The sequence below is a fragment of the Pseudomonas sp. PS01298 genome (assembly GCF_029959745.1).
Lineage (GTDB): Bacteria > Pseudomonadota > Gammaproteobacteria > Pseudomonadales > Pseudomonadaceae > Aquipseudomonas > Aquipseudomonas aylmerensis.
Map to the genome: position 1 here is coordinate 1 of NZ_JASCPP010000049.1, position 25,443 is coordinate 25,443.

Genomic DNA, 25,443 nt, shown 5'->3' on the forward strand with positions numbered 1-25,443 from the left:
GCGTTGGGCTGCGTAGCAGCCCCAGCACGATAAATGCGTTGCTTCAGGTAAACCGAGTTGGCAGGTTTTGGGGCTGCTACGCAGCCCAACGCGGGGCAAGCCCGCTCGCCACACAGAATATTCCGACAGGTTTTCAGCCGGACGCTCAACGCGCCATGACGTTAACCACTACATGCAAAATGAACGCAGGGCCGTAACAAGGTTTCCCCTGCTCATCCTCGATTCTCCAGACTGAAGCCACCGTACACGTCTCCCTGGGTGCTGCAAACTCCACACTGATACGCACCGGCTGGCCCGGCAGCGTATCGGCAATAGGGAGCTCGCTGTGCAGGCTACGCAAATGAATATCCATCACAACCTCCAACTGGCCTTGTGGATCTGCGCGCCGGGCAATCACATATTCCCTGTCAACACGCACCAGTCGTCGCCCGCGCCAGGGTCGTGTGCCCAAGTTCTGAATCTCCCAGGTTTTCTGAAAGACTTCCCCCGGCAACACGACGGTTTGATCAGGCGTCGTGACATCGGCATTGAACACCGCAACGTCCTCCGGATCATCAATACCTGCAGCCCGATTGGTGGTAGCCATTGAGCACGCATAATCGGGCGCGCCTGTCAGGTCAGCGAAGTAGCGAAACAGCAGCAAGGGAGAAACCTGCAATGCCTTTGCCAGCTTGATCAGCGTACGCACCGACGGGTCCGTGGAGGCTCCAGCCGCTAGACCGTACAGGTAGGTTCTGGAAATTCCCGCCTCCTTGGCCAGCGCAGTCAGGGGCTTGCCCAACTCGCGGCTGCGCCGTGCAACCAGTGACCTGAGGGTATCTCGCGTTCTTATATTCATACGAAGTTTGCGGTTCCCATTTTTAGGTGAACGTCATTTCTTTGTCCGCCAAAAAAGACAATCTGTCCGCCGCCACGTGTCTTGAACCCTGCACACTCGCCACCTGCTGGCGATGTTGTGAAGGACATGGATGGGGCACTTTTAGTCGGTCATATCCAGTGTCGTAGTTTCTCGCATGCTTGCGAACCTAGTGTTTGTTGCATTCCTTTACATCTACCTTTGGATATAGCCATGAACCACATCAAAGCGTGCTGTGAATCCGTTGCTCAAACAGGATTTGGCACCCTGCAAATATCAGAAGCGATGCTGCTGGATTACAAAAAAATCGTTGATGGATACTCCGCAATATCGCCAGCCACCAAGGCCTCGTTTTCCTTCGCGAAAGACACCGATGGATTTTTCCCCTTTGGCGCTGAGTACTCGAGCCTCGAGGATCAGCCGGACTTGTGTGAGCGATTTTGTTATTGGCCTGCGCACTCATCAAAACGAAGAGCTTTTGAATTCACACAAAGTGAATTTTTTGCCGCTGTTAATGCTTTTGAACAACAGATCAGCGAGCTTGCCCAGGAATTGATGGACGGAATTTGCGCGGAGTTTGGAGCTACTTCGTTGAACTCTTTGCGTGCAGCGTCCTATTTGCAACTGTGTGTCTATGGAGCCAATTCCGGGTCGAGTCAGCGACATGAAAAGCGCCATACCGGTTTCGGTAATCAACCCCTCCCATTGAACTGATACCCAAGCGGTCGAGCACTTCATGACTCCAGACCTCAACGCCTTTTATCTCGAAGGTCTTCTACTGGGCATCGGACTGTTCGCCGCTCCTGGACCGAAGGACACCCTGGTTATTCGCCAGGGTGTCAGTCGCAGCCCTGTCTGGGGAGTGGTGGCGGTATGCGTGTTCGCCGATATCATCCTCATCGCTCTTGGGGTCATGGGCTTGGGCTCGTTGCTTGGCAGCAAGCCAGGTTTGGTGGCGTTCCTGCTGCTGTCGGGAGCGGCTTATCTGTTGTGGTTTGGCTGGCAGCGGTTATTGGCGTGTGTGCGTAACCAGTCGATGCCAGACACTCGAAGCAACCTCACCTCACAACGGGGATTGCTGCGCACGGCGGTGATACTTGGATTTGCCAATCCGTATGCCTGGCTGGATACCGTGGTGCTGATTGGCTCTATTGGTGCGGCAAAGCCCGTCAGCCAACAAGCATTCTTTGCCGGCGGAGCAATGACCGCGTCGCTGATATGGTTTGTGGTTTTGGCGTTGGGATGCCAGCGGTTGACGGGGCTATTTCGTTCGGCAAAGGTCTGGCGTTTGCTGGACGCGGGCGTGGTGATTTTGATGGTGTACCTGGCGGGTATGCTGATTGCTGATTTTCATCTGCTGCAGCGTCTCTGAAAGGGAAAGCGCCCTCACCCCAGGGGCCTTTCATTTCTCATGGAGAAGGCGCAGCTCAGGCCAACCCGGACTCCACCAGCAGCGCCTCCAAACCCATCAAATCCGGCACCTTCGCCACATGCTCGCCCACCTGCACCGCTGCCAGTTCCAATGGGCACAGCGGCACATCGACATAACTCAACTGGCTATCGAGCTTGTAAGAACGCGGAATTCCCTGAATCACCAGCGCAATAAACTTCAACGTCGGCCGCCCGCCCAAGGCGTTCAACACCACAATGCGCGAGCGCTCTCCCGTCACGATGGCCTCGCCGCATACCGCTTCGAAGCTGATCAATGGCAATTGCCGATCACGCCACGTCACTTGCCGCAAATACCATGGCGGCGCATCGCTGGCCGGTTCGCCGCGTTGGAAGTCGATCAGCTCGGCGATGGCGACGTTGGGCAGCACCAGGTGGCGGTCGGCCAGGGGCAGGAGCAGGCCGGTGAGTTGGCTGGCGCGGTGGTCAAGCATGGGACTTGCTCCAATAGGCGATGCTTTCCAGCAGCACCGACTCTTGATACGGCTTGCCGAGGTAGTCGTTGACGCCAATCGCCATGGCGCGGTCGCGGTGTTTCTGGCCGGTACGCGAGGTGATCATGATGATCGGCAGCCGCATCAGTCGCGGGTCGTTACGCACCTGGATGGCCACCTCGAAACCGTCCATGCGCGGCATTTCGATGTCGAGCAGCATCAGGTCCGGGGTGTGTTCTTCGAGCACGGCGATGGCGTCGATGCCGTCTTTGGCCGTGAGCACGTTCATGCCGTTGCGTTCCAGCAGGCGGCTGGTAACTTTGCGCACGGTGACCGAGTCGTCCACCACCAACACCAGCAGCGGGCGCTTTTTCAGCGGGTCGTTGAGGATCAGTGGCGCATCAACCGTCTGCGCCGGCAACGCCGGTTGCCGCGCGCGGATATGCGCGAGCAAATCGATGATCAGCACCACGCGGCCATCCCCGAGGATGGTCGCCCCGGACAAGCCCTGCACCCCGGCAAACTGCGGGCCCAGGCCCTTGACCACAATCTCGCGCGTGCCGGCCATGGCATCCACGTGCACCGCCACGCGGCGCTCGTTGCACTGCACCAGTAGCACCGGCACCGGCTGGTACTGGCCGAGCAATTTCGGACGGGCAACGGTGTGTAGCAGGTCGCCGAGGTAGAACAGCTCGTAGCGCTGGCCGGCGTATTCGTAGCGCGGCGGGTCTTGCTGATAGTGCCCGGCCAACTCGTGCGGCAGCACGCGCACCAGGCCCTCGATGGTGTTGAGCGGGATCGCGTATTGGTCGTCCGCGCATTGCACCATCAGCGCGCGGTTGACCGACACGGTGAAGGGCAGGCGAATGCGAAAGTGCACGCCCTCGCCCGGCGTCGAATCAATGAACATCGAGCCGCCGAGTTGACGCACCTCTTCATGCACCACGTCCATGCCCACGCCACGCCCGGAAATTTGCGTGATTTTTTCCGCCGTGGAGAACCCCGGCTGCAGGATGAACTGCAAGACGTCGCGGTCGCTGATCTCTTGATTGGGATCGAGCAGGCCACGCTTGATCGCCTTGCGCCGCACCGCTTCGAGGGGCACGCCGGCGCCGTCGTCGCGCATGTCGAAGACGATGTCGCCGCCTTCGTGGGTCAGGTCCAGGGTGATGCGCCCCTTCTCCGGCTTGCCGGCGGCCAAGCGTGCGTCGCGGGATTCCAGGCCATGGTCGACGGCGTTGCGCAGCATATGTTCGAGCGGCGCGGCCATGCGCTCCAGCACGTTGCGGTCCATCTCACCCTCGGCATTGCCGACGATGAATTCCACGTCCTTGCCCAGCTCGCCCGCCACCTGGCGCACGATGCGCTTGAGGCGCGGCAGCATGCGTTCGAACGGCACCATGCGCGTGCGCATCAGGCCTTCCTGCAACTCGGTGTTGATGCGTGCCTGTTGCTGCAACAGGTCGTGGGCGTCCTGGTTGCGGCGTTCAAGCGTGTCCTTGAGGTCGAGCAGGTCGGAGGCCGATTCAGAGAGTGCGCGGGACAATTGCTGCAACTGTGAATGGCGGTCCATTTCCAGCGGGTCGAATTCTTCATACCCCAGGCGCTCGGCCTCGGCCTGCTGGCGACTGAGGATGCGGCCCTGGGTCTCGGTGTCGAGGCGGCGCAGTTGGTCGCGCATGCGCTCGATGGTGGTTTCCACTTCAGTCAGAGCGATACGCGCGTCGTTGACCTGCTGCTCGATCCGGCCACGAAAAATCGAGGTTTCACCGGCGAGGTTGACCAGGTCGTCGAGCAGGTCGGCGGAGATTTTCACCATGTCCGCAGCGGGGTCTACCGCGGCTTCGACCTTGCCCGCCGGCAATGCCACCGGCACCACCGGTTCGTCGCTGGGGTGCACGAGGCTTTTGATGCGCTCGATCAGCTTGTCCACCGAACCCACCGGCAGGCCATCGGCGACCGCATCGATCATCTGCGCCAGGCGGTCATGGCAGCCTTGCAGCAATGCAAACAACTCGTCAGACGGCGCCAGCAAGCCGGCGGACAGACCCTCGTAGAGAAACTCCAGTTCATGCGCCAGATCACCAATCGGCCCGATCTCGACCATGCGCGCGCCACCCTTGAGGGTGTGCAGGTCGCGCAGCAGGGTTTCGACCTCCTGGCGATTGTTCGGCTCGGCCTGCCAGCGCAGCAAGGCGCTGCCGGAACTGTCGAGAATGTCGGCGGCCTCTTCAAGGAAGATATCCAGCAACTCCGGGTCGGCGCTCGAGGTTTCAGCGGCCTGCGCAGCGGCGGAGGACGTACCGCCCTGGCGCAGCGCGCGCACCTTGGCGATCAACTCGGCGCTGTCACTCAGGGGCTGATGGTGTTGCAGCTCTTCCAACTGCAGCGCCAGGCGTTCATGACTGGCCATCAGTACTTGGGACAGCTCGGGGGAGTAGCTGTAGCGACGGTCCACCAGGCCTTCGTAAAGGCATTCCAGCTCATGGGCCAGGTCGCCCACCGGGCCGATTTCGGCCATCCGCGCGCCGCCCTTGAGGGTGTGCAGGTCGCGCTGCAATGAGGACAACGGCGCCGCGCTGTCGGGCTCCAGCAACCAGCGCTTGAGGGACTGCCCGGCGCTGTCGAGGATATCCACCGCCTCTTCCAGGAAGATCTCGACGATCTCGTCGTCGATGGCGGTGTCGTGCTCCAACTGCTGCGTCGCGGCGCCCAGTTCGGAGATGCTCAGGGTGCGGCTGCCGTCACTCTTGATCAGGCCGGTGGCGGACGGGTCGAGCGCCTCATCCAACAGTTCGCGCAGCGCCTCGACCCGTGCCGGCGCCGGGTTGATTTCCTGCCCGGCGGCCAGTTGGTCGAGCATGCTGATCAACGCTTCATGGGCCTGCTCGGCCTCCTGGAAAAACCGCTCGCTGACCGCCAGGCTGCTCTCTTCCACGGCGCCATACAGGTCGAGCAAGGCTTCACACAGTTCGTCGATGGCGTGCAGGTCGGCGACGTGCGCGCCCTCGCCCAGCGTAGTCAGTTCGTCGAGCAGCGCGGTGAGCTCCTGGCGTTCGCCGGGGTGCTGTTGCCAGCGGCGCAGCAGGCTTTCGGCGTCCAGCAGGATGTCCATGCCCTGGGCCAGGAAGTTGGCGATCAACTGCGGGTCGCGCTTGATGCGCAGGCCGGTGTTGGGCGCGTCGAGCAGCGCTGCGAGCTGTTGATCGAGCAGGCTTTGGGTCCGATTGATCAGGTCCTGCGCGCCCTGGATCGGCGCCAGGGGATCGCTAAGGCGGCGCAGCCCGCGCTGGAACAGGCCCTCGGCTTCGAGCAGCAACTCCACTTCGTCCAGGTCCAGTGGCAGGCGGTGCGCCTTGTACTCGCGGGTCAGGTGATCGAGTGGACGCGCCAGCTCAGCGATAGGCAGCACACCAGCCATGTAGGCGCTTCCCTTGAGGGTATGCAGGGCGCGCTGCAATTCATCGCTGACTTGCAGCGGCACATGCTCGGCGGCCTCTTGCAGGAAGTGGTTGAGGCTCTCCAGGTGACTCTGGGCTTCGTTGCGGAAGATCTCCAGCAGCATCGGGTCATGGGCTTCGGCAACCGGCGCCTGCGCACCGCTGGCCAAGGCGTGGGCGCGAGCGGCCAGGGCGTCGACAGCATCACGCTGGTGCTGGTCGTCGGTAGCAAAATCGGCGATCAGTTCCGGCAGCAAATCCACCGCCTCGTCCAGCACCTGTTGCACCTCGGGGCCGAGCGCCACGCTGCGCTCCAGCACGCGGTTGAGCAGGTTCTCCACGGCCCAGGCCAGCTCGGCCAGCACCAGCGCGCGCACCATGCGGCCGCTGCCCTTGAGGGTGTGGAAGGCGCGGCGCATTTCGCCCTGGGCGGTTTTATCGGCGCTGTTGGGCAAGGAGCGGTGCAGCACCTCAAGGACTTCGTCGGTTTCTTCGAGGAAGACCTCACGTAGCTCGTCGTCGATCGGTTCCTCATCGGCCGGCGGCGGCAGCAGGCTGCCGGGACGCTGCAGGGCCGGCGGGTTGAGGCGCGAAGTGGGACTGGCCAAGGCGTCGAATTGGGATTGGCTGGGTGCGATCTCGGTCGAGAGTGCCCCGTCCGGCGCGACCAGCGCCTGGCGCCAAGGCTTTTCGGCGGGCAGATAACCCAGCGCAGCCAAGCCCTGGGTGGCCAGCTCCAGCACCCGTTCGCCGGCAGCGTCGGGGTCCTGGAGCATGCGTTCGAGGTAGTACTCCAGGCTGCTGATCACATCGGCAAAATGCCCCAACTGCGCCTCGGAAGGCGGGCTGTCGTGGGTCATCAACTGTTCATCGACATAATCGGTGCAACCGCGCATCAGGCTCGCCGCCCGTGGCAGCGGAATCATCGCCAGCGCACCGCGTACCTGGCTCAGCAGCTCCGGCAGGGATTCCAGGCGCTGGCGGTCCCACTGCGCTTCGATGCAATCAATCACCAACTCCTTGGCCTGGCGCAGGCACTGGCAGGACTCGCGGATCACCAGTTGATGAATCTGGGTCAGGTCCGTGGTCGGCAGGCGGCTCTCTTCGCGGCTTTCCGGCTCGACGGTGCCGACCATGCCGGCCAGCGTCGCTTCGACATACAGCAAGGCACCCGCGACATCCATCAGCACCGCGTCATTCGGCTCGCGCTGCCCCTGGGCCAGGCTCAGCACCACGGCGAGCTGGTCGATGATCACTTTGCGTGGCTGGCCAAAGCCCAGCACGGCCAGGGTATCGGCGATCTGCCGCAGCGGCGCGAGCAGCGCGTCGAGGTCGCTGGTGTGCTGGCGGTCGCTGCGCACGAACAGGTCGAGACGTTCCTTGACCCGCACCAGTTCCTCGCACAACGCACCGAGTACCGAGCCCATGGCATTGCGGTCCGGCCCGGCCAGGCGCGCGCGTTCGGCATCGACCACGGCACTGTCGGGCAAGGCCTCATCCAGGCCGTAGCGCTCCTTGAGGCTCTGCATGCGCGGCGTCGGCCGGGTGACCTTGGCCACGTAGAACAGCAGGCTCTTGAGCAATTCATCCGGCGCCGGCCGGTTGATCGCACCAATGCCCTGGGCCAGCAGGCGCTTGAGTTCCTTGTCACTGGCTTTGAGCAGGCTGCGCAGCGCCGGGCTGTTGGCGATCACGCCGGTGAGTATGCCCTCGACCAGCGCCGAGGTGACCTGCCACAGCGGCAACAGCGGCGCACCCTGGCACAGGGCTTCGAGGCGGGCAAAGACCCGCGCCATGTCTTCCAGGTTGCTCGGGCCGTGGTCTTCACGCAGCAGGCCGGCCAGGGCCTGTTGCAGCAATTGGTGCCACTGGCGCAGTTGCTCGGCAAGATCAGGGGCGGCGCGCTGGGCCAGGGCTTCGTCGGGCAGCGGTGCAATCGACAGCAGTTGCGGGCTGAACAGGCTGGTTTCCGAGAGCAGGCTTTCACCGCGTGCGGTGCGCAGATCGTTGAGCAGCGGCAACACTACCAACGGCAGGTCGCGGCGGGCGCTGTGGATGCGGTCCAGGTACAACGGCAATTGACCGAGGGCCTGTTGCAGCAGGCGGATGCTTTCATCGCGCCGGCTGACACGCCCGGCCTGCAGGGCCAGGGCCAGTTCTTCGATCTCTTCGGCGAGCAGCGCCGCGCCGTAGAACTCGACCATTTGCAGCGCACCGTGGACCTGGTGGATACCGGCCAAACACTCGGCGATCGCATCGCCATCGCTGGTGTCGACATAGGTATCGAGCGCCGACCGGGCCTGCTTCAGGGTTTCGGCAATGTCGCCCTTGACCCATTCGAGGGCCACGTAGTCGTGCCGATCAACCATAACTGCTCCGCTTAGAATTCGTGAATTGCGTGTGTTGCCAAGAACCCTGGAGATCCATGCGGGCGCTGGCTGGCCTGCGATGGCGGTGGGTCAGCTGCTTATGTATCCACTGACAGTCCGCTATCGCAGGCAAGCCAGCTCCCACAATTGGACTGTGGTGTTCTCCAGATAGCCTTTCAATCATCCACCTGTTTTGGCGGCGGCAGGGTGAACCCCGATACCGACCGGCGTAACTGGCTGGCCATCTTCGCCAGGTTGCCGATGCTCTCGGCAGTGGCGGTGGAGCCCGAGGACGTCTGGGTGGTGATCTGCTGGATCACGTTCATGGTCAGCGAGATCTGCCCCGCCGACGAGGTCTGCTGCTGCGCCGCGTTGGAGATGCTCTGGATCAGTGCCGCGAGGGTTTTCGACACGCCTTCGATCTCTTCCAGCGCCACCCCGGCGTCCTGCGCCAGCCGCGCGCCGCGCACCACTTCGGTGGTGGTCTGCTCCATGGAGATCACCGCTTCGTTGGTGTCGGCCTGGATCGCCCGCACCAGGGTTTCGATTTGCCGGGTGGCGGCGGAAGAACGCTCGGCGAGGCGCTGCACTTCATCGGCCACCACCGCAAAACCGCGCCCGGCATCACCGGCCATGCTTGCCTGGATCGCCGCGTTGAGGGCGAGGATGTTGGTCTGGTCGGCGATATCATCGATCAAGCTGACGATATCGCCAATCTCCTGGGACGACTCGCCCAGGCGCTTGATGCGCTTGGCGGTGTCCTGGATCTGCTCGCGAATGTTGTCCATGCCGTGGATGGTGTTGTGCACCACCTCGTTGCCTTTGTTGGCAATCTCCACCGAACGCTCGGCCACCGCCGAAGATTCAGCGGCGTTGGCCGAGACCTGGTCGATGGACTGGGCCATCTGGTTGATCGCGGTGGAGGCTTCGGCGATCTGTTGGGCCTGATGCTCCGAGGCCTGGGCCAGGTGCATGGCGGTGGCCTGGGTGTCCTGCACCGCGCCGGCGACTTGCCCGGCGGTGAGGTTGATGGTGGCGACCAAGTCACGCAGCTGGTCGACGGAATAGTTGATGGAGTCGGCGATGGTGCCGGTGAAGTCCTCGGTCACAGACGCCGTCACGGTGAGGTCGCCGTCGGCCAGGTCCTCGATTTCATCCAGCAGGCGCATGATCGCGTTCTGGTTGCGCTCGTTCTTCTCGGCGGTTTCATGCAGCTGGCGGTTGGTCTCGCGCACCATGACCAGGCCGATGAGGATGATCGAGGTCAGCGCCAACAGGCCCAGCACGTAGCCGCCGATGGTGTCGAAGCTGCGCCCGCTGGCGAGGTTTTCAAAACCGGTGGCCAGGTGCGAGGCTTCATCGAGCAGGGTTTGCGACAGGTTGAAAATATTGCTCGCCGAAGCGCGCACCTGGAACAGCTGCGGCGAGGTCTCGAGGATTTCATCCACGGAGCCGGAGACAAACTCGAACAGCTCGGCAATTTCTGCCAGCCGCGCACGGGCGTCGCGGTCTTCGACCTGAGTGATGCGCAGCCCGGCGTTGCCCTGGAGCATGCCGTTGAGTACCTGGCCGAAGCGGTTGGCGTCGCGGCCGAAAGCGTCGGCGGCCTGCACGGCGGTTTCGTCGCCGGCGAGCACGGTATTCACCGCGCCGAGGATGCGCTCGGCCAGCAGCGACTGGCGCTGGGCCAAGGCCACCTGGCTGGCCGGGGCGCCGCGTTGCAGCAGGATATCGACGACTTTTTCCGACTCCATCTGCAACTGCGGCACGGTTTCGGCCAGGGTTGCGGCCACCTGGTGCAGGGACAGCACGGTCTGCTCGCTGGCGAGGATCGCGTCGGTGTTCTTCAGCAGCGCTTCCCAGTCGGTCTGTACCGCGCGCATTTCCGCACGTACAGCATTGGGCGCGGCGGGCAGCCCGGTCTCAATGTCACCTTTTTTCAGGTAGCCCCAGCGTTGCGCGAAGTCGTTGCGCGCATCGCTCAAGAGCTTGAACGCAGCTGCCTTGCCGGCAGCGGCTTCGGTGGCGTTCTTGGCGATGCGCTGGGACAGCACGCGCAACTCACCGGCGTGGCCGATGTACTGCTTGTCGTAGGTGGACTGGGTATTGAGGTACGCGAAGTTGGCGAACAACAGCATGATGAACACGATCAGCGCGATAAACAGCACGATGATCTGTGAGCGGCTGCGTGAAGCGGCCTGGGGTTTGGGCGTGGTCGGGGTGCTCATGCGGCAACATCCATGAAGCCTGGGGCCTGGGCCAGGGCGAAGGGGCTGAACACCTGCCACTGCTGGTCGCCATCGAACTGGCCCTGGATAAACGGTGCGGCGAAAGCTGCGCTCGCCCGCAGTGCGTCTTGTGCGAAATGCTGCATGCCCACCACCTCGTCTACCAGCAGCCCGACAAACAGGTCGTTGAATTCCACTACCAGCACCCGCCGCTGCTTACGTGCCCGGGACAGTTCCAGGCCGAGAAACCCGCCCAGGTCCATCACCGGCAGCAAGCGCCCGCGCAGATTGGCCACGCCCTTGACCCACGGCTTGACCCCCGGCATCAAGGTACAGCGCGGCTCATGCAAGACCTCGGCGACTTCGCCCATGGGCGCCACATACCAATGCGGCCCCAGGCGAAAACCGATCCCGCTCCAGCGCTGCAGGCGGGTTTCCTGCGACGGCAGGTCGGCGGCCAGCAGGCGGCAGCGGCGGTCGATGTCCAGCAGCAGCTCGAAGGCGGTTTGCGACTCGGTCATCATCGCGAGCCTTTAGCCGGCCAGCACCTTGTTCAGCGTGGCGATCAGGGTTTCTTCATCCACCGGCTTGGTCAGGTAATCCTTGGCGCCCTGGCGCGCGCCCCAGATCTTGTCGGTTTCCTGATCCTTGGTGGTGATGATGATGATCGGGATGCCGTTGGTTTCCGGCTCCTTGGACAGCTGGCGCGTGGCCTGGAAGCCATTGAGCCCCGGCATCACGATGTCCATCAGCACGGCATCGGGCTTTTCCTGGCGGGCCAGGGCCACGCCGTCCGCGCCGTTTTCGGCCTTGAGCACCTGGTGGCCATGCTTTTCCAGCATGCCGGTGAGTTTGTACATTTCAGTCGGCGAATCGTCGACGATCAGAACGCGTGCCATGGTTTTCCCCACTACATTGGTCGGCGCCAGCCCTTGTGGGGCGGCGTCAGTGTGCTTGTTCTACTGCGGCGAACCCAGGCACGTAGGCCTTGATCGCGCCCAGCAGTTCTTCCTTGCTGAAAGGCTTGGTCAAAAACTGATCGACACCGACGATGCGCCCCTTGGCCTTGTCGAACAGGCCGTCCTTGGAGGACAGCATGATCACCGGGATCGACTTGAACGCCGGGTTGTTCTTCACCAGGGCGCAGGTCTGATAACCATCCAGGCGCGGCATCATGATGTCGACAAAGATAATGTGCGGGTGATGATCAACAATCCGGGCCAGGGCATCGAAACCGTCGATGGCCGTGATGACATCGCACCCCACGTTCTTCAACAGGGTCTCGGCGGTGCGGCGGATCGTTTTCGAATCGTCGATCACCATCACTCTCAAGGCGTTGGAATGCTGTTCCATATCTGCTCTACCATCGCCACAGCGAATCGGTTTTCGGTGTGTACTGCCTGATGTTGCACAGGATGAGCGCCGCAAGCCTTGGAATTCAAGGGCTGCTGCGCCGTGGCAGTCTTTTTAGCACAGTCTCCGGGCGCAATCTATCGAGCAACCGGCCAGGTGGTTTTTCCTTGACCCACAACAGCCGCAGCGCCACTCTGACGCCACTTTTATGCGCCTAATTTGCTAGAGGAAATCCCCCATGAGCGTTCGCGTCGGCATTGTCATGGACCCTATCGCCAGCATCTCCTATAAAAAGGACAGCTCGCTGGCCATGCTCCTGGCCGCCCAGGCCCGCGGCTGGAGCCTGTTCTATATGGAACAGCCGGATCTTTACCAGGGTGACGGCCAGGCCCGCGCGCGCATGCGCCCGCTGCAGGTGTTTGCCAACCCCGAGAAGTGGTTCGAGCTTTCGGACGAAATCGACAGCCCCCTGAGCGACCTGGACGTGATCCTGATGCGCAAGGACCCGCCGTTCGACATGGAATTCGTCTACTCCACTTACCTGCTGGAGCAGGCCGAGCGCGCCGGGGTATTGATCGTCAACAAGCCGCAGAGCCTGCGCGACTGCAATGAAAAACTGTTCGCCACGCTGTTCCCGCAGTGCACGCCGCCGACCGTGGTCAGCCGCCGCGCCGATGTGCTGCGTGAATTCGCCGCCAAGCACGGCGACGTGATCCTCAAGCCGCTGGACGGCATGGGCGGTACCTCGATCTTCCGTCACCGTGCAGGGGATCCGAACCTGTCGGTGATCCTGGAGACCCTGACCGCGCTGGGCACCCAGCAGATCATGGGCCAGGCCTACCTGCCAGCGATCAAGGATGGCGACAAGCGCATCCTGATGATCGACGGCGAGCCGGTGGACTACTGCCTGGCGCGCATCCCGGCGGCCGGCGAGACCCGTGGCAACCTGGCCGCGGGTGGCCGTGGTGAAGCGCGGCCGCTGTCGGACAAGGACCGCTGGATCGCTTCCCAGGTCGGCCCGACCCTGCGCGAAAAGGGCCTGCTGTTTGTCGGCCTCGACGTGATTGGTGAAAACCTCACTGAAATCAACGTCACCAGCCCCACCTGTATCCGCGAGATCGACAATGCGTTCGGCACCAATATTGGCGAAATGCTGATGGCGGCGATTGAGCGCAAGCTCCAGGCCAAGTGACATAGAACAGCCGGACATAAACCAACATTGCGTTATCATGCGCCACCTGTGAAACGCGCGATGTTGGTTTTCTTGTCATGACACTCCCGTCCGATCTGCCCCCCGAACTCTCCCACAGCGGCGTGCGCCCGGCTGATCGGCTCGGATTTACCCTGTTCCTCGCTGCACTGATTCACCTGGCGTTGATCCTCGGCGTGGGGTTCACCATGGTCGAACCCAAGCAGATCACCCAGACCCTGGAAATCACCCTCGCCACGTTCAAGAGTGAAAAGCCGCCCGAAAAGGCTGACTTTCTCGCCCAGGACAACCAGCAGGGCAGCGGCACGCTCGACAAGAAAGCGGTGCCCAAGACCACCGAAGTGGCGCCGTTCCAGGACAACAAGGTCAACAAAGTCACCCCGCCACCGCCTGCGCCCAAGCCCGAAGTCAAACAGGCTGCGCCCAAGGCCGCCGTGACCACCGTCGCGCCCAAACCGCAAAAAGCCCCGACCCAGCGCGAAAAGGCCAAGACCGAGCCGCAACCCGAGCCTGTAAAGCCGGCGCCCACGTTCGACAGCTCGCAGCTCTCCGACCAGATCTCCAGCCTCGAAGCCGAACTGGCCAACGAACAGCAGCTCTACGCCAAGCGCCCGCGCATCTACCGGTTGAACGCCGCGTCGACCATGCGCGACAAGGGCGCCTGGTATAAGGACGAGTGGCGCAAGAAGGTTGAGCGCATCGGCAACCTGAATTACCCGGATGAAGCCCGACGCCAGCAGATTTATGGCAATTTGCGCTTGTTGGTGTCGATCAACCGCGACGGCACGTTATATGAGGTGCAGGTGCTGGAGTCCTCCGGCCAGCCGCTGCTCGACCAGGCTGCCCAGCGCATCGTGCGCCTGGCCGCACCCTTTGCGCCGTTCACCGGCGACCTGAATGACGTCGACCGCCTGGAAATCATCCGCACCTGGAAGTTTGCCAAGGGCGACCGGCTGTCCAGTAACTGACACACCGCCCCCTGGCAGCCAGCAGGACTAATAGGGCGAACAGGCTTATTGTGGCGAGCGGGCTTGCCCCGCGTTGGGCTGCGCAGCAGCCCCACTCTTCTCATCGCGTTCCTGCTGAAAAACCGCAGTGTCAGATTTTAGGGCCGCTGCGCAGCCCAACGCGGGGCAGGCCCGCTCGCCACAGTGAGCCCGCCCACCACAGCAGCCCCGCTCGTGACAATTAGGGCCCGCCGCAGCTTGTCAGTTCGCGCCTCCCCCGCCACACTAGCGGACATGAAAAATGTCAGCCCGACCTACCTCAAGCACCAATTCCTGATCGCCATGCCCCATATGGCCGACCCGAACTTTGCGCAGACCTTGACCTATATAGTCGAGCACACGGCCAATGGTGCCATGGGGCTGGTGGTGAACCGCCCGCAGGAGCTGAACCTGGCGGATATCCTCGAGCAACTGCGCCCCGAGATCGACCCGCCGGCGCGTTGCCAGGGCGTGCCGATTTATATCGGCGGGCCGGTGCAGACGGATCGCGGTTTTGTGCTGCACCCCACCGGGCCAAAGTTCCAGGCCACGGTTGACCTGGAAGGTGTGTCGCTGTCCACCTCCCAGGACATACTGTTCGCCATCGCCGACGGCGTCGGCCCGGAGCACAGTGTCATCACCCTCGGTTACGCAGGGTGGGAAGCCGGGCAGCTGGAAGCCGAACTGGCCAGCAATGCCTGGCTGACCTGCCCGTTCGACGCCGACATCTTGTTTCACACCGCCAGCGAACTGCGCCTGGAGGCGGCCGCCGCCAAGCTGCGCGTCAACCTCAGCCTGCTGACCAGCCAGGCGGGGCACGCCTGATGGCTTTGCGCTTGATCCTCGGGTTTGACTACGGCACCAAACAGATCGGCGTCGCGGTCGGCCAGGTCATCACCGGCCAGGCCCGCGAGCTGTGCACCCTTAAAGCCCAGAACGGCATGCCGGACTGGAACCAGGTCGAAGCCCTGATCAAGGAGTGGAAGCCCGACGCCGTCGTGGTTGGCCTGCCCTTGAACATGGACGGCACACCCAGCGACATGTGCCTGCGCGCCGAGAAGTTCGCGCGTCGCCTCAATGGCCGCTACAACCTGCCCTTCTATACCCACGACGAACGCCTCACCACCTTCGAAGCCAAGGGTGAGCGCCTGGCCCGTGGCGGGCAAAAGGGCAGCTACCGCGACAACCCCGTGGACGCCATCGCCGCCGCCTTGCTGCTGCAGGGTTGGCTGGATGAAAACACCGCTTTATTTGAATCCTGACTGACGCGGCTTGCCGCGTCTTTTTACGTTTGAGCCCGGACCTTGCCGTCACCCCGCCGCGCAAGGCCTAGAAGGAGCCACCATGAGCCTGCCCAATCCCGCCGAACTGATCAGCCAGATGGCGACGAGCCTGACGGCCCATCTGCAACACCGCGCCATCAGCGAACCGCGCTTCATCGGCATTCGCACCGGCGGTGTGTGGGTGGCCCAGGCGTTGCTGGAAGCACTGGGCAGCGATTCGCCCCTGGGCACCCTGGATGTGTCCTTCTATCGCGACGACTTCAGCCAGAACGGCCTGCACCCACAAGTGCGCCCGTCGGCCCTGCCATTCGAGATCGAAGGCCAGCACCTGGTGCTGATCGACGACGTGCTGATGAGCGGCCGCACCATCCGCGCCGCCATGAACGAGCTGTTCGACTATGGCCGCCCAGCCAGCGTGACCCTGGTCTGCCTGCTGGACCTGGACGCCGGCGAACTGCCGATCAGCCCGGACGTGGTCGGCGCCACCCTGTCGCTTTCAGCCCACCAGCGGGTAAAATTGTCCGGTCCCACGCCGCTCGAACTCGAACTGCAAGACCTTGCCCTTTAAACCGCCTTGTAAAGAGTCCCCGCGATGACGCCTCTAGATGCCAAGCGCCCGCTGCAGCTCAATGCTCAGGGCCAGTTGCAACATTTCTTGTCCCTCGACGGTTTGCCCCGCGAACTGCTCACCGAAATCCTCGACACCGCCGACTCGTTTCTCGAAGTCGGTGGGCGGGCGGTGAAGAAGGTCCCGCTGCTGCGCGGCAAGACCATCTGCAACGTGTTCTTCGAGAACTCCACCCGCACCCGTACCACCTTTGAACTGGCGGCCCAGCGGTTGTCGGCCGACGTGATCACGCTGAACGTGTCGACGTCGTCGGCGAGCAAGGGCGAGACCCTGCTCGACACCCTGCGCAACCTGGAAGCCATGGCCGCCGACATGTTCGTGGTCCGCCACGGCGACTCCGGTGCCGCGCACTTCATCGCCGAGCACGTGTGCCCGCAGGTCGCGATCATCAACGGCGGCGACGGCCGTCACGCCCACCCGACCCAGGGCATGCTCGACATGCTCACCATCCGTCGGCACAAGGGCAGCTTTGAAAACCTCTCGGTGGCCATCGTCGGCGACATCCTGCACTCGCGGGTCGCGCGCTCGAACATGCTGGCCCTGAAAACCCTGGGTTGCCCGGACATCCGCGTGATCGCGCCGAAAACCCTGCTGCCGATCGGCATCGAGCAATACGGCGTGAAGGTCTACACCGACATGACCGAAGGCCTCAAGGACGTGGACGTGGTGATCATGTTGCGCCTGCAGCGCGAGCGCATGGCCGGTGGCCTGCTGCCGAGCGAAGGCGAGTTCTACCGCCTGTTCGGCCTGACCACCGCGCGCCTGGCCGGGGCCAAGCCGGATGCCATCGTGATGCACCCCGGTCCGATCAACCGCGGGGTGGAGATTGAGTCGGCGGTGGCCGACGGCAACCAGTCGGTGATTCTCAACCAGGTGACCTACGGCATCGCCGTGCGCATGGCGGTGTTGTCCATGGCCATGAGCGGGCAAACCGCGCAACGTCAATTCGAGCAGGAGAAGGCCCAGTGAAGCTCAGCATTCTTGGCGCCCGAGTCATCGATCCGGCCAGTGGCCTGGATCAAGTTACCGATCTTCATCTGGAAGCCGGCAAGATCATCGCCCTCGGCGCGGCGCCCGCAGGCTTCGCCGCCAGCGAGACCATCGACGCCAAAGGCCTGGTGGCCGCGCCTGGGCTGGTCGACCTGAACGTCGCCCTGCGCGAGCCGGGCTACAGCCGCAAAGGCAACATCACCAGCGAAACCCGCGCCGCCGCGGCCGGTGGCGTGACCAGCCTGTGCTGCCCACCACACACCAAGCCCGTGCTGGACACCTCGGCCGTGACCGAGCTGATCCTCGACCGCGCCCGCGAAGCCGGCAATTGCAAGGTGTTCCCCATCGGTGCCCTGAGCAAAGGCCTGGAAGGCGAACAACTCGCCGAGCTGATCGCCCTGCGCGACGCCGGTTGCGTGGCCTTCGGCAACGGCCTGGAAAGCTTTCGCAGCACCCGCACGCTGTGCCGTGCCCTGGAATACGCGGCCACCTTCGACCTGACGGTGATCTTCCACTCCCAGGACCGCGACCTGGCGGAAGGCGGCCTGGCCCATGAAGGCGCGGTCGCCAGCTTCCTCGGCCTGCCGGGCATTCCGGAAACGGCGGAAACCGTGGCCCTGGCCCGCGACCTGCTGCTGGTGGAACAAAGCGGCGTGCGCGCGCACTTCAGCCAGCTGACCAGCGCTCGCGGCGTGGCCCTGATCGCCCAGGCGCAGGCTCGCGGCTTGCCGGTGACGGCGGATGTCGCCCTGTACCAGTTGATTTTGACGGACGAGGCGCTGATCGACTTCTCCAGCCTGTACCACGTACAGCCGCCCCTGCGCACCTTGGCCGACCGTGAAGGGTTGCGTGCGGCGGTCAAATCCGGCGTGGTCTCGGCGATCTCCAGCCATCACCAGCCCCACGAGCGGGATGCCAAGCTGGCGCCGTTTGGCGCGACCGAGCCGGGCATCAGCAGCGTAGAGCTGTTGCTGCCGTTGGCGATGACCCTGGTGGAAGACGGCCTGCTGGACCTGCCAACCCTGTTGGCACGCCTGAGTGCCGGCCCGGCCGAAGCCCTGCGCCTGCCGGCGGGCAAGCTGGCGGTGGGTGCGGCGGCGGACCTGGTGCTGTTTGATCCGGCCAGCTCCACGGTGGCCGGTGAGCACTGGCTGTCCAAGGGTGAAAACTGCCCGTTCATCGGCCATAGCCTGCCGGCGACGGTGCGCTACACCCTGGTGGATGGACGTATCAGTTACCAAGCCTGATACAGCACATTGCTAATGTGGGCACGGTCAATGTGGGAGCTGGCTTGCCTGCGATAGCATCACCTCGGGTTGCCTGTTGCACCGAGGTGCCTGCATCGCAGGCAAGCCAGCTCCCACATTTGATTTCCTCCAGGCGGAAGAAATTTATCGTCCGCTGTTGCGCTCGGCATTGCGGATCGAGACCTGGGTATTCAACGTCCAGAAGTCATACAGCACCCCCACCAGGAACAACCCGCCGGTCAGCAGGTAGATCAGGCCGGTGATCCATTTGCCCTGGTACATGCGGTGCACGCCGAATATGCCAAGGAACGCCAACAGAATCCACGCCACGTTGTATTCGATGGGCCCGGCGGTAAAACGCAGGTCCGCTTCACGGTCCATGGCCGGGATCAGGAACAGGTCGATCAACCAGCCGATGCCCAGCAGGCCGAAGGTGAAAAACCAGATCGTACCGGTCACGGGCTTGCCGTAATAGAAGCGGTGCGCGCCGGTAAAACCGAAAATCCAGAGCAGGTAACCAATCACCTTGCTGTGGGTATCTTGCTGCGGACCAATCTGTTGATAGGTGTTCATGCAGTACCTCTTTTGCCTCGATAGATAAATTTTTTCACTTTCTTTGTGACTTTTTTACGGGCGCCCGACGTACGGCCAATGGTATCTTCACTGCCCTGAAAGCCTTATGCCACCTGACTTGTGTAGGACAATTGCGGCGATTCGTCGCGTTTTTCCTGAATTTGACCCCAAGGTTCAGTCGACAAACGGCCTGAGAACAGCACAAAAAGCTGTTATAAAGTTGCGCGCAAACCCATAAGAGCCACGCCTAATGCGACCATTTTTCAAGACATGGCTAACCATCTGCCTATTAATGCCACTGGCCGCCCACGCCACCAATCGTGAGCAACGACTTCCTAACGTCAACGGTTTCACCCCTAAAGTCCACAGCACGCCAAGCACGGCCAAGTCGGTAAAGCAGACCGTCAACCGCCCGACTCAACTGAGCACGGTGCACGGCAAATCGGCGACACACTTGGTTGCCGCCAACACCAAGCAAAGCAGCAACGTCCTCAGCCGCGCCGTCAACGTGCTCGGTACACCTTATCGTTGGGGCGGCAGCAGCCCAAGTAAAGGGTTCGATTGCAGCGGTTTGGTGAAATATGCGTTTAACGACGTCGCCGCAGTGGATTTGCCACGTACTTCCAACGCCATGGCCGCCGGCCACGGGCAGAAGGTCGAGCGCAAGGACCTGAAACCGGGTGACCTGTTGTTCTTCAAGCTCAAGAGCCGCCAGGTCAACCACGTAGCCATCTACCTGGGCAACGACCGCTTCATCCACGCACCACGCCGTGGCAAGGCTGTCAGCATCGACACGCTGAAAAAGCCGTTCTGGGACAAGAACTACGTGATTGCCAAGCGCGTTCTGCCTAAAGAGCAAAACAGCAATCTGCGCGTCGTACAGCGCTAGATCCAACCGGCAGCCGCCCTCCTGTTTGAAATGCAATCAAATGTGGGAGCGGGCTTGCCTGCGATGACGGTGTGTCAGTGGCAGAGATGTCGCCTGACAGTGCGCTATCGCAGGCAAGCCAGCTCCCACATTGAACCTGCGTCGCGCCGAATATTGCGATCACACAGCGGATTATCCCCTGTGGGAGTTGTCGAGCCTTGGCGAGGCTGCGAAGGCGGTGTGTCAGCCAAAGAAAATGCCCGCAATGCCGCCTTAGCAGCCTCAATCGGGCTCGACAGTTGCTCCCACATTGATATCAGCACTCTCTAGATATCTGCAGGCACCCTCGCCTTCTCCCGTGCATCCTCTCGGCTGACCAGCCCTTCGCTGACCAACGCCTTCAAGCTCATGTCCAGCGTCTTCATCCCCAACGCCCCGCCGGTCTGAATCGCCGAGACCATCTGCGCTACCTTGTCTTCGCGGATCAAATTGCGAATGGCCGGGGTGGCCAGCATGATTTCATGGGCCGCCACCCGCCCGCCGCCGATCTTCTTGACCAGCACTTGGGCCACTACCGCCTGCAGCGATTCCGACAGCATTGAGCGGACCATGGCTTTTTCCCCCGCAGGGAACACGTCCACAAGGCGGTCCACGGTCTTTGCCGCCGACGATGTGTGCAGGGTGCCAAAGACCAGGTGGCCGGTCTCAGCGGCCGTCAGCGCGAGGCGGATGGTTTCCAGGTCGCGCAGTTCACCCACCAGGATCACATCCGGGTCTTCGCGCAGTGCCGAGCGCAAGGCCGTGGAAAAGCTATGACTGTCGCGGTGGACCTGGCGCTGGTTGATCAGCGCCAGGTTCGGCGTGTGGATAAATTCGATCGGGTCTTCCAGCGTGAGGATGTGCTGGCGTCGGTGCTGGTTGAGGTAGTCGATCATCGCCGCCAGGGTGGTGGACTTGCCGGACCCGGTCGACCCGGTCAGCAGCACCAGGCCGCGCGGCAGTTGGGCGATACGCCGGAACACTTCGCCCAACTCAAGGCCTTCCAGGCTCTGGACTTCAGAGGGAATGGTGCGAAACACCGCGGCCATGCCGCGATCCTGCTGGAACACATTCGCCCGGAACCGCGCCAGCCCCGGCAGCGAGAAAGCAAAATCCGTTTCAAGAGATGTTTCGAAATCCTTTTGCTGGTATTTGTTCAGCAACGGGCTCAACAAGTCCGCCACTTGCGGGGCCGAAAGCACCGGGCAATCCAGCGGCCAAACCTCGCCATCGATTCGCAACATGGGCGCAAGGCCTGCCGACAGGTGCAGGTCAGAGGCGCCACGACGCACGCTGGCCGTGAGCAATTCAGTGATATCCATAGGGCTTTCCATTTCCAGTAGAATGCCGCGGACTCCATATCCACGGGCGCATCTTGAATGTCGACGATAGCAGACAACATCGGCCTGGTTAGCCAGCGCATCCGCGCCGCAGCCGACGCCGTGCAACGTGACGCAAGCAGCATCCACCTGCTGGCCGTGAGCAAGACCAAACCCGCGCAAGCCGTGCGCGAAGCCTATGCCGCCGGCCTGCTCGACTTCGGCGAGAACTATCTGCAGGAAGCCCTGGGCAAACAGGCGCAATTAACCGACCTGCCCTTGAGTTGGCACTTCATCGGCCCCATTCAATCGAACAAGACTCGCGCGATCGCCGAGAACTTCGCTTGGGTGCATTCCGTGGACCGCCTGAAAATCGCACAACGCCTGTCCGAACAACGCCCGGCCGACCTGCCACCGCTGAATATCTGCATCCAGGTCAATGTCAGCGGCGAAGCCAGCAAGTCCGGCTGTACGCCCGCCGACCTGCCGGCCCTGGCCAACGCCATCAGCGCCCTGCCGCGCCTGAAGCTGCGTGGCCTGATGGCGATCCCTGAGCCGACTGAAGATCGGAGCGCACAAGATGCAGCGTTCGCTGCCGTGCGCGAGCTGCAAGCCAGCCTGAACCTGGCGCTCGACACACTTTCCATGGGCATGAGCCACGACCTCGAGTCGGCCATCGCCCAAGGCGCCACCTGGGTGCGGATCGGTACCGCCCTGTTTGGCGCCCGCGACTACGGCCAGCCATAAAATGGCTGACATCCATCTGAATAAGGACCTGTCATGAGCAACACGCGTATTGCCTTTATCGGCGCCGGCAACATGGCGGCCAGCCTGATCGGCGGCCTGCGGGCCAAAGGCCTGGACGCCGCGCAGATCCGCGCCAGTGACCCCGGTGAAGACACCCGTGCCCGCGTCAGCGCCGAACACGGTATTCAAACCTTTGCCGACAACGCCGAGGCCATCAGCGGCGTCGATGTGATCGTGCTGGCGGTCAAGCCACAAGCCATGAAAGCCGTGTGCGAAAGCCTGCGCCCGAGCCTGCAGCCACACCAGTTGGTGGTGTCCATCGCTGCCGGCATCACCTGCGCCAGCATGAACAACTGGCTCGGCGCACAGCCGATCGTGCGCTGCATGCCCAACACGCCGGCGCTGCTGCGCCAGGGCGTGAGCGGCCTGTACGCCACCGCCGAAGTGAGCGCCGAACAGCGCGACCAGGCCCAGGAGTTGCTGTCTGCCGTGGGCATCGCCCTGTGGCTGGAACAGGAACAACAGCTGGACGCCGTCACCGCCGTCTCCGGCAGTGGCCCGGCGTACTTCTTCCTGCTGATCGAAGCCATGACCGCCGCTGGCGTGAAACTCGGCCTGCCCCACGAAGTCGCCGAGCAACTGGCCGAGCAAACCGCCCTGGGCGCCGCGAAGATGGCCGTTGGCAGCGAAGTTGACGCCGCCGAGCTGCGCCGTCGCGTGACGTCTCCAGGTGGCACCACCCAGGCGGCTATCGAATCGTTCCAGGCCGGCGGCTTTGAAGCCCTGGTCGAAAAAGCTCTGGGTGCCGCGGCACATCGTTCGGCTGAAATGGCCGAGCAGCTGGGCAAATAGTCGTCCCCTACATAGGAAACAAACATGCTCGGAATCAATGACGCTGCCATTTTCATCATCCAGACCCTGGGCAGCCTGTACCTGCTGATCGTGCTGATGCGCTTTATCCTGCAACTGGTGCGGGCGAACTTCTACAACCCGCTGTGCCAGTTCGTGGTCAAGGCCACCCAGCCCTTGCTCAAGCCGCTGCGCCGGGTGATCCCGAGCCTGTTCGGCCTGGACATGTCGTCGCTGGTGCTGGCGCTGCTGCTGCAGATCCTGCTGTTCGCGGTGATCCTGATGCTCAATGGCTACCAGGCCTTCACTGTGTTGCTGTTGCCTTGGGCGCTGATCGGCATCTTCTCGCTGTTTTTGAAGATCATCTTCTGGTCGATGATCATCAGCGTGATCCTCTCCTGGGTCGCTCCCGGCAGCCGTAGCCCGGGTGCCGAACTGGTCTACCAGATCACCGAGCCGGTGCTGGCGCCGTTCCGTCGCCTGATCCCCAACCTCGGCGGCCTGGATATTTCGCCGATCTTCGCGTTCATCGCGATCCAGCTGGTGCAAAGCTGGGTGATTCCGCGCCTGGCGTTCTATGCGTTCATGCCCAAGGAACTGTTCGGCCTGATCTGACGCTGAACAAATGTGGGCGCTGGCGTGCCTGCGATAGCAGCACAGCGGTGTAAACCCAACACCGAGGTGCCCGCATCGCAGGCAAATCGGCGCCCACATTTTGTATCTGCCTACCGGTGCAGGCCTTTGCTTGCCGCTGGGTGCAGCGGTCTTTAGACTTACGCCTCATTTAAACGAGAGCAGGGTCGATGCCAGCTGCCTTCCCCCCCGATTCTGTTGGACTGGTCGTGCCCCAAGTGGCGCACTTCAGCGAACCGCTGGCCCTGGCCTGCGGCCGTTCGCTGCCTGCCTACGACCTGATCTATGAAACCTACGGCCAGTTGAACGCCACGGCGAGCAACGCCGTGCTGATCTGCCACGCCTTGTCCGGCCATCACCATGCCGCCGGCTACCACAGCGTCGACGAGCGCAAGCCCGGCTGGTGGGACAGCTGCATCGGCCCCGGCAAGCCCATCGACACCAACACGTTCTTTGTGGTCAGCCTGAACAACCTCGGCGGCTGCAACGGCTCCACCGGCCCCAGCAGCCTCAACCCGGAAACCGGCAAGCCGTTCGGCGCCGACTTCCCGGTGCTGACCGTGGAAGACTGGGTGCACAGCCAGGCACGCCTCGCCGACCTGCTGGGCATCGCCCAATGGGCCGCCGTGATCGGCGGCAGCCTGGGCGGCATGCAGGCCCTGCAATGGACCATCACCTACCCGGATCGCGTGCGCCACTGCCTGGCAATCGCCTCGGCCCCCAAGTTGTCGGCCCAGAACATCGCCTTCAACGAAGTGGCGCGCCAGGCCATCCTCACCGACCCCGAGTTCCACGGCGGTTCGTTCCAGGAAGCCGGCGTAATCCCCAAGCGCGGCTTGATGCTGGCGCGGATGGTCGGGCACATCACCTACCTGTCCGATGACTCCATGGGCGAGAAATTCGGCCGTGGCCTCAAGAGTGAAAAGCTCAACTACGACTTCCACAGCGTCGAGTTCCAGGTCGAAAGCTACCTGCGTTACCAGGGCGAGGAGTTTTCCGGCCGTTTCGACGCCAACACCTACCTGCTGATGACCAAGGCCCTGGACTACTTCGATCCGGCAGCCAACCATGACGATGACCTGGCGAAAACCTTCGAAGCTGCCACGGCCAAGTTCTGTGTGATGTCGTTCACCACCGACTGGCGCTTCTCGCCGGCCCGCTCCCGTGAGCTGGTGGACGCGCTGATGGCTGCGCGCAAAGACGTCTGCTACCTGGAGATCGATGCTCCGCAAGGCCACGACGCCTTCCTGATCCCGATCCCGCGTTACCTGCAGGCGTTCGGCAATTACATGAACCGCATTACTTTGTGAGAACGCCATGAGAGCCGACCTGGAAATCATCCAAGACTGGATCCCCGCCGGCAGCCGCGTGCTCGACCTTGGCTGCGGCGATGGCGAACTGCTGAGCTGGCTGCGCGACAACAAGCAAGTCACCGGCTACGGCCTGGAAAACGACCCGGACAACATCGCCCAGTGCGTGGCGAAGGGCATCAACGTGATCGAGCAGGACCTGGACAAGGGCCTGGGCAATTTTGCCAGCAACAGCTTCGACATCGTGGTGATGACCCAGGCCCTGCAGGCCGTGCACTACCCGGACCGCATCCTCGACGAAATGCTGCGCGTAGGCCGCCAGTGCATCATCACTTTTCCCAACTTCGGCCACTGGCGTTGCCGCTGGTACCTGGCCACCAAGGGCCGCATGCCGGTGTCGGACTTCCTGCCCTACACCTGGTACAACACGCCGAACATTCACTTCTGCACCTTCGAAGACTTCGAAGCCCTGTGTGGCGAGCGTGAAGCCAAGGTGATCAACCGCCTTGCCGTCGATCAACAGCACCGCCACGGCTGGGCGAGTAAGCTATGGCCCAATCTGTTGGGCGAAATCGGTATTTACCGGGTCAGCAGTCCTGGCCTGACGGACCACAAGATTGCCGTCTAATCAC

Annotated in this window: 24 protein-coding genes; 15 read left to right on the forward strand and 9 right to left on the reverse strand. The window is 62.7% G+C overall.

Annotation, left to right across the window (positions count from 1 at the left end; genetic code table 11):
• Positions 1-145 precede the first annotated feature (145 nt).
• Positions 146-838 carry an NBR1-Ig-like domain-containing protein gene (locus tag QMX97_RS17745; RefSeq protein WP_282397335.1) on the reverse strand — a complete coding sequence of 231 codons (693 nt, stop codon included), beginning with the start codon at positions 836-838 and terminating at the stop codon, positions 146-148.
• Between the two features lie 231 nt (positions 839-1,069).
• Between QMX97_RS17745 and QMX97_RS17750 the strand changes: the two genes are divergently transcribed.
• Both QMX97_RS17750 and QMX97_RS17755 read left to right on the forward strand, forming a co-directional pair.
• Complete coding sequence (locus tag QMX97_RS17750; protein ID WP_242485935.1) at positions 1,070-1,570, forward strand: hypothetical protein; 501 nt, start codon at positions 1,070-1,072, stop codon at positions 1,568-1,570.
• Between the two features lie 22 nt (positions 1,571-1,592).
• Positions 1,593-2,228 carry a LysE family transporter gene (locus QMX97_RS17755; protein WP_120450327.1) on the forward strand — a complete coding sequence of 212 codons (636 nt, stop codon included), beginning with the start codon at positions 1,593-1,595 and terminating at the stop codon, positions 2,226-2,228.
• A 55-nt stretch (positions 2,229-2,283) separates the two neighbouring features.
• Here QMX97_RS17755 and QMX97_RS17760 read toward each other — a convergent pair whose 3' ends face one another.
• The 6 genes from QMX97_RS17760 to pilG form a co-directional block, all read right to left on the reverse strand.
• Positions 2,284-2,739 (reverse strand): chemotaxis protein CheW, encoded by a 456-nt coding sequence (locus QMX97_RS17760; RefSeq protein ID WP_262132627.1) that lies wholly within the window; start codon positions 2,737-2,739, stop codon positions 2,284-2,286.
• The gene (locus tag QMX97_RS17765; RefSeq protein WP_282397336.1) at positions 2,732-8,548 is read right to left on the reverse strand and encodes an Hpt domain-containing protein; all 5,817 of its coding nucleotides are present in this window, start codon (positions 8,546-8,548) and stop codon (positions 2,732-2,734) included. The genes QMX97_RS17760 and QMX97_RS17765 overlap by 8 nt, the downstream gene beginning before the upstream one ends.
• 176 nt (positions 8,549-8,724) lie before the next feature.
• Complete coding sequence (locus QMX97_RS17770; protein ID WP_106802394.1) at positions 8,725-10,776, reverse strand: methyl-accepting chemotaxis protein; 2,052 nt, start codon at positions 10,774-10,776, stop codon at positions 8,725-8,727.
• Positions 10,773-11,297 (reverse strand): chemotaxis protein CheW, encoded by a 525-nt coding sequence (locus tag QMX97_RS17775; protein WP_065902122.1) that lies wholly within the window; start codon positions 11,295-11,297, stop codon positions 10,773-10,775. Before QMX97_RS17775 ends, QMX97_RS17770 begins: the two co-directional genes overlap by 4 nt.
• Positions 11,298-11,309: 12 nt before the next feature.
• The gene (gene pilH, locus QMX97_RS17780) at positions 11,310-11,675 is read right to left on the reverse strand and encodes a twitching motility response regulator PilH (RefSeq protein ID WP_014720320.1); all 366 of its coding nucleotides are present in this window, start codon (positions 11,673-11,675) and stop codon (positions 11,310-11,312) included.
• Between the two features lie 46 nt (positions 11,676-11,721).
• Positions 11,722-12,129 carry a twitching motility response regulator PilG gene (gene pilG / locus QMX97_RS17785; protein ID WP_010564379.1) on the reverse strand — a complete coding sequence of 136 codons (408 nt, stop codon included), beginning with the start codon at positions 12,127-12,129 and terminating at the stop codon, positions 11,722-11,724.
• 238 nt (positions 12,130-12,367) lie between these two features.
• Here pilG and gshB point away from each other — a divergent pair, with 238 nt between their 5' ends.
• The 7 genes from gshB (at position 12,368) to QMX97_RS17820 (ending at position 18,473) form a co-directional block, all read left to right on the forward strand.
• Positions 12,368-13,321: a glutathione synthase gene (gshB, locus tag QMX97_RS17790; RefSeq protein ID WP_065902124.1), complete on the forward strand. Its 954-nt coding sequence runs from the start codon at positions 12,368-12,370 to the stop codon at positions 13,319-13,321.
• Between the two features lie 77 nt (positions 13,322-13,398).
• Positions 13,399-14,307, forward strand: coding sequence for an energy transducer TonB (locus QMX97_RS17795; RefSeq protein WP_065902126.1), 909 nt, complete (start codon positions 13,399-13,401; stop codon positions 14,305-14,307).
• Positions 14,308-14,580: 273 nt separating this feature from the next.
• Entirely contained in the window at positions 14,581-15,150 is a 570-nt protein-coding gene (locus QMX97_RS17800; RefSeq protein WP_065902129.1) for a YqgE/AlgH family protein, read from the forward strand.
• Positions 15,150-15,587: a Holliday junction resolvase RuvX gene (ruvX, locus tag QMX97_RS17805; protein WP_282397337.1), complete on the forward strand. Its 438-nt coding sequence runs from the start codon at positions 15,150-15,152 to the stop codon at positions 15,585-15,587. Before QMX97_RS17800 ends, ruvX begins: the two co-directional genes overlap by 1 nt.
• 82 nt (positions 15,588-15,669) lie before the next feature.
• A complete protein-coding gene (gene pyrR / locus QMX97_RS17810) occupies positions 15,670-16,176 on the forward strand; it encodes a bifunctional pyr operon transcriptional regulator/uracil phosphoribosyltransferase PyrR (RefSeq protein WP_065902137.1) in 507 nt (168 codons plus the stop codon).
• A 24-nt stretch (positions 16,177-16,200) separates the two neighbouring features.
• The gene (locus QMX97_RS17815; protein ID WP_065902138.1) at positions 16,201-17,205 is read left to right on the forward strand and encodes an aspartate carbamoyltransferase catalytic subunit; all 1,005 of its coding nucleotides are present in this window, start codon (positions 16,201-16,203) and stop codon (positions 17,203-17,205) included.
• Positions 17,202-18,473, forward strand: a complete 1,272-nt coding sequence (locus QMX97_RS17820) for a dihydroorotase (protein WP_065902139.1) — start codon at positions 17,202-17,204, stop codon at positions 18,471-18,473. The genes QMX97_RS17815 and QMX97_RS17820 overlap by 4 nt, the downstream gene beginning before the upstream one ends.
• 144 nt (positions 18,474-18,617) lie before the next feature.
• Here the strand turns inward: QMX97_RS17820 and QMX97_RS17825 are convergent, their stop codons facing one another.
• On the reverse strand, positions 18,618-19,028 hold the full coding sequence (locus tag QMX97_RS17825) for a TM2 domain-containing protein (RefSeq protein WP_282397343.1): 411 nt from the start codon (positions 19,026-19,028) through the stop codon (positions 18,618-18,620).
• Between the two features lie 268 nt (positions 19,029-19,296).
• Between QMX97_RS17825 and QMX97_RS17830 the strand changes: the two genes are divergently transcribed.
• Positions 19,297-19,935 carry a C40 family peptidase gene (locus QMX97_RS17830; protein ID WP_106802391.1) on the forward strand — a complete coding sequence of 213 codons (639 nt, stop codon included), beginning with the start codon at positions 19,297-19,299 and terminating at the stop codon, positions 19,933-19,935.
• A 305-nt stretch (positions 19,936-20,240) separates the two neighbouring features.
• Here QMX97_RS17830 and QMX97_RS17835 read toward each other — a convergent pair whose 3' ends face one another.
• A complete protein-coding gene (locus QMX97_RS17835; protein WP_282397338.1) occupies positions 20,241-21,275 on the reverse strand; it encodes a type IV pilus twitching motility protein PilT in 1,035 nt (344 codons plus the stop codon).
• Positions 21,276-21,332: 57 nt separating this feature from the next.
• Between QMX97_RS17835 and QMX97_RS17840 the strand changes: the two genes are divergently transcribed.
• The 5 genes from QMX97_RS17840 to metW all read left to right on the forward strand — a co-directional run bounded on the left by QMX97_RS17840 (position 21,333) and on the right by metW (position 25,439).
• Positions 21,333-22,019 carry a YggS family pyridoxal phosphate-dependent enzyme gene (locus QMX97_RS17840; protein WP_065902147.1) on the forward strand — a complete coding sequence of 229 codons (687 nt, stop codon included), beginning with the start codon at positions 21,333-21,335 and terminating at the stop codon, positions 22,017-22,019.
• A 33-nt stretch (positions 22,020-22,052) separates the two neighbouring features.
• Positions 22,053-22,871 carry a pyrroline-5-carboxylate reductase gene (gene proC / locus QMX97_RS17845; protein ID WP_201146063.1) on the forward strand — a complete coding sequence of 273 codons (819 nt, stop codon included), beginning with the start codon at positions 22,053-22,055 and terminating at the stop codon, positions 22,869-22,871.
• Positions 22,872-22,895: 24 nt separating this feature from the next.
• Positions 22,896-23,483, forward strand: a complete 588-nt coding sequence (locus QMX97_RS17850; RefSeq protein WP_065902151.1) for a YggT family protein — start codon at positions 22,896-22,898, stop codon at positions 23,481-23,483.
• A 188-nt stretch (positions 23,484-23,671) separates the two neighbouring features.
• Positions 23,672-24,811: a homoserine O-acetyltransferase gene (locus tag QMX97_RS17855; protein ID WP_065902154.1), complete on the forward strand. Its 1,140-nt coding sequence runs from the start codon at positions 23,672-23,674 to the stop codon at positions 24,809-24,811.
• Between the two features lie 7 nt (positions 24,812-24,818).
• Positions 24,819-25,439 carry a methionine biosynthesis protein MetW gene (metW, locus tag QMX97_RS17860; protein WP_016972957.1) on the forward strand — a complete coding sequence of 207 codons (621 nt, stop codon included), beginning with the start codon at positions 24,819-24,821 and terminating at the stop codon, positions 25,437-25,439.
• The last annotated feature ends 4 nt before the right edge of the window (positions 25,440-25,443 follow it).